11 protein-coding genes and 2 pseudogenes are annotated in these 12,716 nt (G+C 62.0%); 3 read left to right on the top strand and 10 right to left on the bottom strand.

Translation table 11 applies throughout. From position 1 onward, the window contains the following. Positions 1 to 53: 53 nt before the first annotated feature. A complete protein-coding gene (locus ACFSQT_RS18430) occupies positions 54 to 971 on the bottom strand; it encodes a CDP-alcohol phosphatidyltransferase family protein (RefSeq protein WP_379020919.1) in 918 nt (305 codons plus the stop codon). Positions 972 to 1,261: 290 nt separating this feature from the next. Continuing rightward, positions 1,262 to 1,422: pseudogene (locus tag ACFSQT_RS18425) on the bottom strand (HAD-IA family hydrolase); the annotation flags it as partial. A gap of 53 nt (positions 1,423 to 1,475) precedes the next feature. Here ACFSQT_RS18425 and ACFSQT_RS18420 point away from each other — a divergent pair. Next, positions 1,476 to 1,760: pseudogene (locus tag ACFSQT_RS18420) on the top strand (SMC-Scp complex subunit ScpB); the annotation flags it as partial. Positions 1,761 to 1,985: 225 nt separating this feature from the next. Here ACFSQT_RS18420 and ACFSQT_RS18415 read toward each other — a convergent pair. From ACFSQT_RS18415 to ACFSQT_RS18380, 8 genes are read right to left on the bottom strand one after another with little or no spacing between them, the layout of a single operon-like run. After that, a complete protein-coding gene (locus tag ACFSQT_RS18415; RefSeq protein WP_379019619.1) occupies positions 1,986 to 3,326 on the bottom strand; it encodes an AbiJ-related protein in 1,341 nt (446 codons plus the stop codon). Next, positions 3,323 to 5,206: a UvrD-helicase domain-containing protein gene (locus ACFSQT_RS18410; protein WP_379020917.1), complete on the bottom strand. Its 1,884-nt coding sequence runs from the start codon at positions 5,204 to 5,206 to the stop codon at positions 3,323 to 3,325. Before ACFSQT_RS18410 ends, ACFSQT_RS18415 begins: the two co-directional genes overlap by 4 nt. A 2-nt stretch (positions 5,207 to 5,208) precedes the next feature. Continuing rightward, positions 5,209 to 7,179: an ATP-dependent nuclease gene (locus ACFSQT_RS18405; protein ID WP_379020915.1), complete on the bottom strand. Its 1,971-nt coding sequence runs from the start codon at positions 7,177 to 7,179 to the stop codon at positions 5,209 to 5,211. A 56-nt stretch (positions 7,180 to 7,235) separates the two neighbouring features. After that, positions 7,236 to 7,724, bottom strand: coding sequence for a hypothetical protein (locus ACFSQT_RS18400; RefSeq protein WP_379020913.1), 489 nt, complete (start codon positions 7,722 to 7,724; stop codon positions 7,236 to 7,238). A 47-nt stretch (positions 7,725 to 7,771) separates the two neighbouring features. Then, positions 7,772 to 9,535 (bottom strand): ABC-three component system protein, encoded by a 1,764-nt coding sequence (locus ACFSQT_RS18395; protein ID WP_379020911.1) that lies wholly within the window; start codon positions 9,533 to 9,535, stop codon positions 7,772 to 7,774. Then, positions 9,532 to 9,777, bottom strand: a complete 246-nt coding sequence (locus tag ACFSQT_RS18390; RefSeq protein WP_379020909.1) for an ABC-three component system middle component 6 — start codon at positions 9,775 to 9,777, stop codon at positions 9,532 to 9,534. Before ACFSQT_RS18390 ends, ACFSQT_RS18395 begins: the two co-directional genes overlap by 4 nt. Further along, positions 9,774 to 10,673: an ABC-three component system protein gene (locus tag ACFSQT_RS18385; protein ID WP_379020907.1), complete on the bottom strand. Its 900-nt coding sequence runs from the start codon at positions 10,671 to 10,673 to the stop codon at positions 9,774 to 9,776. The genes ACFSQT_RS18390 and ACFSQT_RS18385 overlap by 4 nt, the downstream gene beginning before the upstream one ends. Before the next feature lies 1 nt (position 10,674). Next, a complete protein-coding gene (locus ACFSQT_RS18380) occupies positions 10,675 to 11,052 on the bottom strand; it encodes a helix-turn-helix domain-containing protein (protein ID WP_379020905.1) in 378 nt (125 codons plus the stop codon). Between the two features lie 288 nt (positions 11,053 to 11,340). Here ACFSQT_RS18380 and ACFSQT_RS18375 point away from each other — a divergent pair, with 288 nt between their 5' ends. Both ACFSQT_RS18375 and ACFSQT_RS18370 read left to right on the top strand, forming a co-directional pair. Continuing rightward, positions 11,341 to 11,670 (top strand): hypothetical protein, encoded by a 330-nt coding sequence (locus ACFSQT_RS18375; protein ID WP_379020903.1) that lies wholly within the window; start codon positions 11,341 to 11,343, stop codon positions 11,668 to 11,670. Positions 11,671 to 11,832: 162 nt separating this feature from the next. Then, positions 11,833 to 12,636: a DUF4236 domain-containing protein gene (locus ACFSQT_RS18370; protein ID WP_379020901.1), complete on the top strand. Its 804-nt coding sequence runs from the start codon at positions 11,833 to 11,835 to the stop codon at positions 12,634 to 12,636. Positions 12,637 to 12,716 lie beyond the last annotated feature (80 nt).

Raw genomic sequence — 12,716 nt, 5'->3', positions numbered from 1 at the left:
CGTGGATGCGGATCGCTTTGGACATGGGCTGGGCTTCCTTGAGGAGTAGCTGATCAGGCCTTCTTGGCACCGAGATTTGGAAAGAACTGCATGATGCCACCGATGCTGGCAAGATAGAGCCCGGTAATGGTGATGCCGATCTTGGTGAAGGTGCCGACCTGCTCGCCCAGCACGCCGATCTGATCATAGAAGGCGGCGAGTGCCGCCTGCGCCAGCGCCAGCGCGCCGAAAGCGCACCACAAAAGCGTCATCGCGAGATTGATGCGCCGCAGCCGCACCACCCGCACCGGATGGATGAAGTTGATCGGCACGAAAGTCAGAATGCCGGCCACCACCACCACCGCGAACGAAACCCACTGTCCCGGTTCGATGACGAACAGCGTGAAAACCACCATGTTCCAGACGACGGGGAATCCCTTGAAGAAATTCTCCTTCGTCTTCATGCCGGTGTCGGCATAGTAGATGGCACTGGAAACGACGATGATCGCCGCCGACAGGAATGACAGTCCCTCGCCCATGAAGCCGCGCTGGTAAAGCGCGAAGGCCGGGATCAGCACGTCGGCAGGTCGGCATTCGTCGCGGCGTGATCTCCACGGTCGACTTGTCGACCGCTTGAAGCCAGTCAATCTGCGCGGCGACTTGGCAACCTTGCGAACAACGAGTTGTCGAGATGGCGCTTCAGCGACGACGACGACGTCGTCGGCGGTGAGTCCCTTGCCGTCATGGCAAGGTGACGCCCTGCGCAGCTCACCCTCAGGTCTTGGCGGCCTGACTGTCGAAGCTCTCGCGCCAGCTCCATCTGCGTGACGCCATCTTGTCGAGGAAAGCGTCAGGCGGTTGTAGAGCGAGCAGCAGCGGACATAGCGGTGGAGAGAGCGACGCACTTGGCCTGGATCGAGCGTGTCGGCGTCGAGGACGACCAGCACACCGGCGGCTTGACTCCCGCGAAACCGGTGTGCGGCGACGGCCATTGGTGGACACGGCCGGAGCATCACGCTGCCCGCGGCAAACCAGCGCGCGCAGCCGCACAGCATCTTAGAGAAGTTCGCGGCGGAAACGAAAGGAGATAATGACGCGCACACCACGACGACGAATGAGCGTTTCGACCGATAGCATCGTCTGCGCTGGTCCAGTCGTGATCTTGTCGTCATATCATTCCCCGTTCTGTTTGTTTCTCCGGGATGCTCGTCTTGTCGCGGCTTTGCGGCTGCTTGGCCCAGTTTCGTTCTTCAGGCTTTCCCGCACGGCCGCCGCAAGGAGGCATCGAGGTGACGTGGTGGTCCGCACGTAAGCGCTCCGGCTCGATGTGCCGCCATAGCCTGTCTGGGCATGCGGCGCTCGATCCAGCAGTGCGTCAGGCCAAGCGCGCGGGATATGCCGATGTCACGTGATACTGGCTTGCGCGACGTGCAGGATGTCGTCTGTTGTCGCCGCGCGAGCGCACGAAATCGAGACTTCGGAGAGAACGCGGATCGGTTCTCCGCGATTTGATCGGAACGCTCCGCTCACTCGGCTTCATCGCCTCGGGTCCGCGCAGCCCGACGCCCGGCGCGCCTTACACCTTCGTCACCACGCCGGCGTTCCTGTCGCAGTTCGGGTTCGAGACCTTGCGCGATCTGCCAGACATGGAGCAGCTCGAGGATGCCGGGTTGCTCAGCAAGGAAAGGCTGTTGGCCGGCGATTTTCCAGGGTCCCAATTTGATCGCGACGGAGAAGACGCGACGGATGATAATGGCGCGGAGACTTCGGACACGAGTTAAATGTAACCGTCGGCTGAATCGCCTGTTTAGCCACTCTATAGTCGGATCTTATCGCAGGCGATCAATATCGACGGTGCGTCCGCAGGATTGCTCCTGTCGCCTTGCTTGACTTCGCATCGGTTCCGACGAGAACCCGAACGCGGGGCTTCTGTAGTTCCTTCACGGCCAAGCCGAAAGGACTCGTTTCGTCCATGACATCCGTTCGAACCGCCCCTGCGGTCGGCATCAGGATTTGTGTGGCATTGGTTTGTGGAGTGCCCAGAGACGATCGAAGAAGCCTTCGATTTCGGCCGGCGCATTGGCGCCGGCGAGTTCGTTGGATCCAAAGCGATAGATCTCGTAGCCAGCCAGACGAAGATCGCGATCGGCCGAGACCATGTCCGCATAAAGGGTGAGCGAGGGTTTCCCTTCGGCGCTGAAATGCTGCGACCCATCCACTTCGATGACGACACGCTGATGGCCGGGGAGCAGCAACAGGAAATCCATGCGCTGCCGGCGTAGCCCGGAGCGATGCCGGAGAAGCTTCACCACGGCGGGATCGTAGTGAAGATAGACCTGCGGGATGAGCGCCGGCAGCGCGTCGCCGAGGCGTGGCCGGTAGATCTTGAAATAGGTACTGAAGAGGGTGCGTTCGGCATCCGAGGCGAGCGAGGCGTGCAATCGCTCGCCGAGCGCGCGGGCGGGTTCGTCGGATGCCGGATCCTGCGACCGCCACCAATCAACCAGTTCGCTCCAAAGGAGGCCGTCGCGCCGTATGGGGCGATCATAGACCAGGCAGCTCGCGGCATTGGAGAGGATGACGATGTCGTTGTTGATGGCGTCGGAGACGCCGATCTCGGGCTTTGGGCCATTGGAGGCGAAGATCAGATTTTTGGGGGCGCCGACCACGCCACGGGCGATCGGCGCGAGACGATAGAGCGGATAGCCGGATTCCTCGCCGTCGACCTTCAGCTCATATCCGTCGCGCCGCAGTACGGCGTTGATCGAGGTGACGAGATCGACCTGTCCGGGTCCACGTCGCCCGAGGGGATGAAGCGCGGCCTCGATCAGGCGGGCGAAGCGGTCGCGGGAGCATGTGAGGGCGCCGATCTGCTCGAAGAGAAATTCGACGCTCCAGTCACCGAAGTTGCGGACCATGTGCTGGTCGATCTCGTCCGCGAGGGGTCGGGCCGAGAAAAAGCTGGTGCCGACGAGGCCCATGGGGAACAGACGCTTGACAAGCTCGACAACGCTCTGCTCGCCGGACAGGTCGTCACCGAAGCATTTGGCGACATCGCGCCGGGTGATCTCCGTGATCCGGGGGCAATCCCTTTCCAGAACGGCCCAGCCCGCCTCTTCCAGGCCGAAATCCCCGAAATGCGCCCCGAGCTTGCGCGCGATCTCGCCGAGCTCGTACTCGGTCTTTCCTTGAAGGCCGATCCGCGCCCGATCGCGCTTGCTGATATTGTCCTCCTGCGGCGGGACCGTGATGCCGGCGACGGCCGCGACGATCGGCATCTGCTCATGAGTGGAGCGCGTCTTGAGGTATTCAGCTAGGCGCTCGCCGAGATTGGGTTCCGCGCTCATATAGCGATCTCCGGCACGCCGGCGTCGGTGAGGAGCTGGTAGAGCTCGGCGACATTGTTGCGCGCACCGCGCTCCTGGCAGAACGCGAAGATGGCGCGCTGCTTGGCGCGCGAGAGGGCGACGAAGAAGGCCGCTACTCCCTCGGGATCTCCGGGAACATGTGCCCACCAGGCTTGGTCATCAAGGCCAACGAAGACGATCGTGTCATATTCCAATCCCTTGCTTTTGTGCACGGTCATCATCGGGATCTGGTTGACGCCCTCGAAGGCGTCCAGACAGGCGGTCCAGTCGGCGGCGCCATCGGCCGACGCGAAGAAATGCAGGCAGAAGGCCTCAAGGATGATTTGGAGGAGGTCACCGACACCGTATTCGGTATAGGTTCGGGCGATGGCTGCCAGGTCGAGATATTCAAAGACTCGCGTCGCGAAGTCAGCGGCGCTATTCCGGGATGGAGCTGTCGCCGCCATATCGGCGCGAAGCGCGGCAAGGAAGGCGGTCAGGTCTGCCTCGACCTTCGCCGCGCCGATGTCGTCGTCGGCTACGACCGCCCGGAGCGCCAGAACTTTGGACGAGACCAACTGCCAGGCCGCAGGCGCGCGGCGTGTCGCTCCGAGGCGAAACATTGCGATCGCGAGGCGACAGAGGTCGTCGGAGAGGAGATCCTGAAGCGAGGTTTTCCCAAGAGCGTGGCTCTCGTTGCGGATGCGCAGGCCATGGGCAGCGAACGGTGATGCGAGCTCGTGCTCGTAATCATCGGATTTTTGCTTGACGAGGAGCGCATAGTCTCGCGGCGATCGTCCACGGGTCCCCATGTCATTGGCGAGCCATTGGGCGAGATGCGCGGCTTCGGCGGCTTTGGTCTGGCTGCGCCAGACTTGCGCCACGTCGCCATCGACCTGGCGCGCCGCACGGGCAACTGTCTGAGCGGCATTCGGATCGAGCGCGCGCGCGACGACATGCTGGATGGCAACGAGATCGGGCGACGATCGGAAATTGAAAAGCAGAGGGAAACGGGCTGCACCGAAATCGGCTTCAAGCCGCTGAAACGCATCCCTTCGAGCGCCGGCGAATATCATGATCCGCTGCTTGTCGTCGCCGACACCTGTGACGATGGTCTGTCCACCGGAGAAGGCCGAGAGCAGGAAGTCGTATTGCGCGAAAGTCGTGTCCTGGAATTCGTCGACGAAGACGAAGGGGTAGGTGGCGACCAGCGCGTTGCGGATATGCGGATTGGCGCGGAGAAGGAGCTCGGCGAGACGGTTGATGCTGACAAAAGTCAGCGAGGAGGGATGGCCAGGCCGCAACTGCGTCGCCCACCATCGGGCGATGGTGAACTCTGCTGCGCTTTGCGGTGCCTGAGGCGCGAGCGGAAGTCGATAGCCGCCGACCACCCGCGCTTCGAAATCCGTTGCACTGAAGGCAGCGATGTCGGCCTGCCATTCCTGCGGCGCGTTGAGGCGCGCCAGCGTCAGGAACTGATCGACCTGCCACCGCTTGGGAAAGGCGATGTCATAGGGTCGGGTGGGGCGGCAATCGGCCGGGACGGCGTTGAGAAACCGGTCGACCAGGCTCTTGCAGAACGAATCGAAGGTGAGCGACACGAAGCGGTTGGCGAGCTCGGGAGGGCAGCGCTGGCGAACGCGCGCAGCAAGATTGCTGGCGGCGTCAGTCTTGAATGAGATCGCCAGTACGCGATGCGGCGCATGGCAGATCCCGGTTTCGAGGAGATAGACCGCGCGTTGGGCCAGAAATTCGGTCTTGCCGGCGCCAGGCCCAGCCACCACGCATGCCGAACCGCCGTGCCGGAGCGCATTCCACGCTGCGGGTTCGAGATCGTCGATGCCACGCGGGCGCCAGTCGTCCGGACGAACAAGAGGCATGATCAGGCACCTGCCGGAGCCGCGGGCGTGAGGCGGGCGACGATCGAGGTCAGGAGAGCTCGGATTTCCGGTGGTGCGCCTGCGGCGAGAACGGCAGAATCCTGATTGCTCAGGACGCGGACATGGGTGCTTGGTTTGCCCCGCCCGAGAAACAGATAACGATACCAGCGCAGGAAGGCATCCTGGGGTGGGCCATAGAGGTGCGGCAGACCGTCGTCACCTAGAACTGCCGTGCGCGGATCGCCCAATGGCGATGGACCCTGCCGACCCGGCTCAATGACCTGATAGGCGGCCGGGAAGGTCTGAAGCATGGAATAGTCTAGATCGAGAGGGGTACAAAAGTAGACGTTGAATTGATTCAGCCAGCCCATCCACTGGTTGAGGCCAGCGATATTGTCAGGGGCCAGCGCATCGAAGCCCTCGACGTTGACCACAACGGTGCCTGCTGCGTTCAGGTGAGGACCGAACAACTGCGCCGGTTGAACGCCATTGGCGAGCAACTGCGTGCAAGTCGTCTTTATGCGCCCCCACCCGCCGCCGGAACGACCCCAGTCGAGATCGAGCAGGGTCGCGTAGGGGATATCGAGGTCGGTCAGCAGCCGCCAGAGGTGGTTCACATGCCGGCCGCCCAACGGAACCACCGCGACGAAGGAACGGTCGATCTCCAAGCCCATAGCCTCAGCAAGACGCGGCAGAACGACCTCTTCGGACGCGCCTTCGCCGAGCACGACAAAGCGCGCGAAATAAAGCTCGGGGTAGGTCCGCACTGCTTCCCGGACGAACTTGGACGCTTCCTCCTCACCGGGTGGCAGGCTGATTGGCCGCACTCGTGCAGTGCGATCAGCCGGGTTGAGCCGGAAATGCCTGACCTCGGTCGGATCGACTCTGGCGAGAATGCTCGGTGAGTGACTGGAGACGACGGCCTGGGCGCGCGGTCCTCGCGTCAGATCTTTGATCTGGCGAACAATTCGGGAGAGATAGAAGGGCGCGAGATTGTTTTCGGGCTCCTCCACCGCGATGAGGGTCAGTGCCGGCAGCGGCACGCCGTCGTCCTGAAAGCCCGCTGCGGCGGGATCGGCGACAATCCCGGCCTCGACATCGAGGATCGCCGCTGTCATCGCCAGGTGGAAGAGCGACCGTTGACCATCACTCAGGTCATCGAGGGCGCGTTCCCGGCCTGCCTCGTCGGGGCGGAACACCACTTCGACCTTGCGGATGAATTCCTGGAAGCGCAGGTCGATCGGGCGGAAGAGCGGCGTCGTGTCGGTCCCCGCCGTATGAACCTCCTGCCAGCGCCGTCTGACGGCCGCGGCAATGATATCCACGGCGGGCTCGCCCGCGAAAGCGCCGTTGAGCGTCGTGCCTGCATCGGTAAACGTGTCCCGAACCCCCTGCGACCAGTTGATCGCGCGCCAGAGCCTGCCGCGCAGGAAGGCCGTGACCTGAGAGGCGCCATCGCGCGTCGCCGGGACGTAGATCATCTGGATGCGGGCGCGATCGGTCGCCTTCAGCTCTGTACAGTCTGCTTCGGTGTAGGCGCCGAAAGTCCGGATCGCCCAGTATTTCTGCTCGATCGTTCCGTCGAGCGATCCGTCATCCGTCCATGTCGCCTCGAGGCGCAGGCGGCATTTCAGCCTACCGGCCTCGTCGGCGGCCATCTGGTGGAAGAATTCTGGGATTGCTGCTCCGCCCGCACCGGCGGCATCGAGTTCGGGGAAGGCCACGATCGCTTCCAGTACGAAGCTCCGTTGCAGGGGCGCGGCGATTTCGACGGACGGAATATGAAAATCCTGACGCCGCAGTCGGCGATGGTCGCCGGTAATTCCGAATAGGCGTTGAAGGGCCTGCATGACGGCCGTCTTGCCCGCGCCGTTGACGCCGACGAAGGCCGTCAGGCCGGGCGTGAGATCGATGGTGAGCGGGGCAGGCCCGAAACAACGGAAATTGGAAAGTGTCAGGCGTTCAATGAACATGGCGCGTCGTCGACCTCATCGAAGATTGTTGAAAATGTCACTGGGGCGACGAGTGATCATTCAGTCCCTACCTCGTCCGGGTCGTCGAAATGATGGGCCAGATAGGCTTGGCGAAACTTCTCGGCGATCGTGGCAAGCTCGTTTGCCAAGGCAGATATGCGTTTGATAGGATATTCATGCGCCTTTGCGGCCAGCACGACGTTGTAGGAACCGTCGAACGGGTTCTGGTCAAAATGGCCGTGGGCGAGGCGGTTCCGGTCAGCGTTCAGCGACCGCAGGCGGCTCATCGGCAGAGTCGCTACTCCTCCCAGCCTGGACGTGGTCGACAGTGCTTCAAGCGTATCCAACCGCGCCGCAAAGGGGCCTGCCGTCAGTGAGGAGCGTAGGTGTTGGGACTTTCTCTCCCCAAGCTCCCAGGCGATGATCTGGCTCAGATAATAATCGACCTCGTTGAAGGCGAGGATGAAGCGGCCGAGAGCCGCTTCATAGTCGGTCCGGATCGCAGGATCAGCCCAGGGGACGTCGTCGTCATCGATTCCGGTCATGGCACAGGCATTCGTGTTCGGCGACCGGCTTCTGGAGAAGAGGCGGTCTAGTTGAAGCGCAAGCCGAACAATCCGCCGGTATCGGTCGCATCCGTGAGCTTGGGGTCCATGACATGGTCCTGGACGTTGAAGCCGCGTTGGAATCCTTCCTTGGGGAGGGCGTCGGAATTCATGGTGACGATGTATTGAAAGCCCGCCGCCTCAGCGCGCTCAGCGCCAAGTTGAAGCGCTTTGGCGACCTGGCGCTCGTCGACGCCGTCGAAGAGATGGCTGTCGTGCAACAGGAAGCCTGGGCCGCGGCCTAGCCGCAGGCTGATCTCGGTCAGCATCAGATCGAAGCAGAATATCTGCATGTTCGTGATGCCCTTGCTGCGCTGCCCTTCGATATGGACATCAAACTGCGGGCCGCTCCCAGTCTCGGAAATGGTCAGGCTCCCGGCCTTCTCATAAAGCGACTCGGATAGCGCCTCGAACGCGAGGATCGCCTCGCGGATGATATCGCTGCGCTCGTGGATGTCGTCGCGCAGCGCCTTGGTAAGATTGGCGCGCTCTATGTCGAGCTCGGCCTTGGTGCTCTCGATGCGTTCCGCGGTCTCAAGGCGTTGGCGGAGGCCCTCGACCTCTGCTTCGGCGCGGCCAGCTTCCTCGCGCAGGCTGGTATAGTGCTCGAGGGCGCCGCCGGAGCGAAGAACCGTCATGATCTGGCGACGCCGGCGATCACGTTCGATCGTGCGCCGGTCGCGTTCTGCGATGCGCGTTTCGGCCGAAGCGATCTCGGCACTGAGATGCGCGCGCCGGTTTTCAATGATCGTCCGGTGGAACCGCTCCACTTCATCGAAACGGCGACGCACCATGTCGGAGAGCACCACCCCGGCTTCAGCATAGAGCTTCGTGACATCGCCGAGATCCGGCGCGGCCTCGTCGTTGAGGGAGGCGCGAAGCTGCTGGAGCAGGTCGCCATCAACCACGTTCTCGACATTCAGTCCGTCGATCTCGCGCGTGATCTCATTGGCTTCGCGCTCAAGCTCCTTGTATTCGGGCACGACCTCGAAATTGATGAGCTGCTGCCGCAGCCGGATAGTGCGGGCCTCAGCAACGGTGAGTCTGGTGCGCAGGTCCGCCGCGCGCCCGAAGAACCGCCCGAGATCGCCGCCCTTGGCGGCTTTTCTCAGCTCCTGAGCGACCTTTTCCTGCCCGCGCAATTCCTGGAATTTGCCCGGAATGGTCCAGTCGAGGCCAAGCAGGTAGCAGATCGACACCTGCTGGTTCCACGGCGGCTGGACGGTCGCATGCTGCATCGGCCGCTGGAAGCCGCCATTGAGCTGGCGGCGCGCGAAATAGGAGAACAGCGATCGGAACGATGGCTGGAAACGCTCGGCTTCGTCCCCGGTGGTGACGGGCAGGCCGAACCACAGGGCGCCGAGATTGGCCTTCCAGTTCTCATTGGAGAGCTCATATAGGCCCGCCTCGCGGTTGAACTGCGGCGGGACAGGCCAGCCCTCGACGTCACCATTGATCATGATGCGGCTCGGTCTTGCACCGCTGCGGGCGGCAGACACCGCCTGGCCGGCGATGTCGACCGCGGCATCGAAGGTCCAATCGACCAGCTCCGGGGAGCGGAAGATGCTCTCCTTGCGGGCTTCCGCACCGAACAGGAAATGTACCAACTCGACGAAGCTGGTCTTGCCCGCGCCGTTGCGGGACTGGCGATCACTGGCGCCAGCGCTCTTGTCGGCAAGCAGGATGTTGAGGCCCGGCTTGAAGGTCAGGGCCTTGAAGGACGCGAGATCGCTGCTGAAACGCCGGATCATGATGCGGACCTCCGCACCAGGCCGCGATCATAGTCGACGGCGCCGATCGTGAAGAGCAGATCGAGCGACAGGATGAACCACTGATAGTCGATCGGCGCGTTCGGGGTATGCAGTGACCGGCGGCCGCGCAATTCGTCCCAGAGTCGGGACATGGTCATCGGCCGCTTCAGTATCTCTAGCACTTCGGCACCGACACCGATGAGGGCGCGTTCGGGACGCACATGTTTCGTCGGGAGGATCATAACGCCTCCACGAGGACGGCCGGGTCTTCGAAGATGTCGCAGCTGTCGAAGAAATAAGCGAGGACCGCGAGTGCAGCGCCCTGACGCTTGGGCTCGCCGTTCATGCCAGCATAGTCCTGCAGGTAGCCGAAGATTGAATCCGCCGGGAGCTCCAGGCTTTTGAGTTCGGCGTATCGCGTGCGGAACGCCTCGGCAATCCGCTCGCCGAGATCAGGCCGCGCGCTCTTGCTGAAAAATGTATCGACGAGCGCGCTCTTGCGACGGCCCATTTGAAGCAGTACCGCGCTGTCGTCCGACAGTTCATTCTTCTTCAACTTCTCAAGAGAGGGCGGCGTCAGAGGCGGATTGGGATTGGGCTCCTGCCGGGCGAGCGCGTCGATGATCGGGACGATGTCGCTCAGGACAAGGTGGTCGAGAACGGCGATCGAGGGCGCGTAGCCGAACAATGCCTGCATGGCGGGAAGGGCCAGTGTGAAGACAAGCGCATGCAGTTCCGGCTCGGACCAGGTCTCGATGTTGATATCGGGATGGCCGGCGCGAAGCGCGTCGATATGCTGGACCACCTTCGGAGGGAGGCCGTCGCCGTCATTGTGGACGAAGATCCATTCGCTCATCTGGTCGCCCCAGTGGGCGAGGGCACCATGGAAATCCTCGTCGATTTTGGCGATCAACTTGGTGTCCGTCATCTGCTTGGGGGCATAGCACTGGAACACCGCTCGCGTACTGACGCGGCGGCCGTCGCTTTTGAGATCGCCTTGGGCGCCGTAGGGGCGCACCTCTTCAAAGTCCGCGCCAAAGGCATGGCCTGCGAGCTGAACGAACCAATCCTGGAACGTGATGCCTTGCTTGGTGTGGAAGGCCAGCCGGAAGTGGAGGACGTAGATGGCGCGCTGCAATTCATCCATGGCGAGGCTTCGCCTCGCGGGTTACGGCGCGCCGGCTTGGAGCAGTCCGTGGTTGTGAAATCGCCTCGCCGAGTTGGTGGATGCGAAGGGCAGGGCGCTTGGGAAGCTTGACGACAAGTTCGAGTTTGCCGCCGACAGCCTCGACATAGCTTTTAAGCGTCGAGAGATACATGTCCGCCTGGTTCTCGATCTTCGAGACGGACGGCTGCTTGATGTTGAGCGCGGAAGCGATCTCGGCCTGACCCTTACCAGCGATCTGCCGAAGCTCGCGCAGGCCCTCCACCTCCTCCGGGACCGCATCACGATGCGGCTCGATCGCGGATTGCCGTGCCGCGGTCAGGTCGGAAATGTCTTCGAGGTGTCGCCCCATCATGCTTCCCCATTGGCCCAATGGCGCGGTTGCTGCTGGGAAGCGCGCGACGCTAGGACCATTCCGTTTAACGGAGCGAACAAAGAGCGTCGATTAGCAACGATTCCCCCGTATCCATATAGCTGTTAAGCTATGTGGTGTCATTCGGTTTCTGAGACGATGCGCAGGATCTATCCGCCTCGTATAACGATTGTTGGTCTTCGGCCCGATGGCGGTGTTCAGAGAATAGCTGCCCGCTAAAAACACTCCCACCGATCTTCGAACTCGACCAGGTCAAACGCTGCGCGATTGTCAGACATCGACCAACCAAACCTCGACGCCAGCACGCTCGAACTGCGGGCGGCGCTCGTTTCCGGGAAACTGAGGCGACATGAAGAAGACGTAGCGATTGATTTCGGGCTGAACAACACCCTCGATCGGTTTCTCGTGTTGAACCGTCGCCTGGCGGATCTTAAGATCAACGTTGTATTCGCGAAAGAGCCAAAGGGCGATGAAATCATCCGTGTAGGCCGCAAGGTATTGCCAGACATTGAGCGTTTCCAGGAAACCCTCAAATCATATCTTGCGCAGCAGGACATACTGCTTCCAGTGCTGCAGATCGACGTCGGGACGCCGTAGGATAAAGGCCCGGCCAAAGTGAAGGCCGTTGCTACGAACCCAGCCAAGCGCGAACGGGACTTTCAAATCGATAGACTGCTTGGCCTCGAGTTCTATGAAACGGACGTTGCTTCGTAGGTGCCCCAACGCTAATGTTCGCTTCAAAGTACGCGCGGGGGCGCAGTGGGGTTTAGATACAGAAAGTCATTGAGGCTTATTCCCGGCGTTCGCCTGAACGTCACCGGGAAAGGGCTCAGCAGTGCCTCCTTTGGCAAGCCCGGCTCCACGTTGAACATGGGTCGTGGCGGCATTCAGAGCACGGTTGGTCTTCCCGGTTCGGGCATGTCCTATGCTTCCAAGCGCAGCGGTAAATCAGCTCTTTTTCTGGGCTTATTGATCGCAGCACTCGTGGCCCTGATCTACCACGCCGCCAGGGGAAGCCGGGCGGCGCAAGTCTCGTTGGTTGCTATCGGCGTCGTCGGTGTTGGGGCGGCCTTGATGGCCCAGAATTCCGACACAAAATCCGGCGCTGCGCCAAGCCTGACATTGGCACCCCGAACCGTCCGCCAGGAACTAGGACAGACCCAACCGCTGCCGCCGGCAAGCCGCGACATCAGCCCTTCGATTCTGCCGCCATTTGTGGAAGCAGCCAAAGCGCCGGTTCAGCAGAACGCTCCCATTGGCAATAGCTGGCCCACCTCCACTGGTGATCAGAAACCACCAAGCACTTCATCGGGAACCGATCTGGGTTCCTCGGCAGCGGTCGAGCAGCCGCAAAGCGAGCAATTTCCAACGGCAGTCGTGACCAGGACCGCGAATATCCGTTCGGATCCTTCCATGGGCGGCACCGTGGTGAGGCAGGTGCCGGCCGGCACCGCTCTGACGGTGGTCGAAATCAATGGTCGCTGGGCCCGGGTCAGCAAGGACAAAGTCACATTCGGGTGGATCAACCGCTCGCTGCTGGCGGCGCAGCCCTCCTACCAGTAGCACACCGGGCTTCTGCGGCCTGGCCTGCTGTAAGCGCTCCGGCCCCGCACAAACGCCCATTGCGCATCAGGTCGTATGGG

It is taken from the genome of Mesorhizobium calcicola (assembly GCF_042682105.1).
Lineage (GTDB): Bacteria > Pseudomonadota > Alphaproteobacteria > Rhizobiales > Rhizobiaceae > Mesorhizobium > Mesorhizobium calcicola.
Note: the sequence above shows the minus strand (reverse complement) of the source record. Positions and strands in the feature narration are given on the sequence as shown.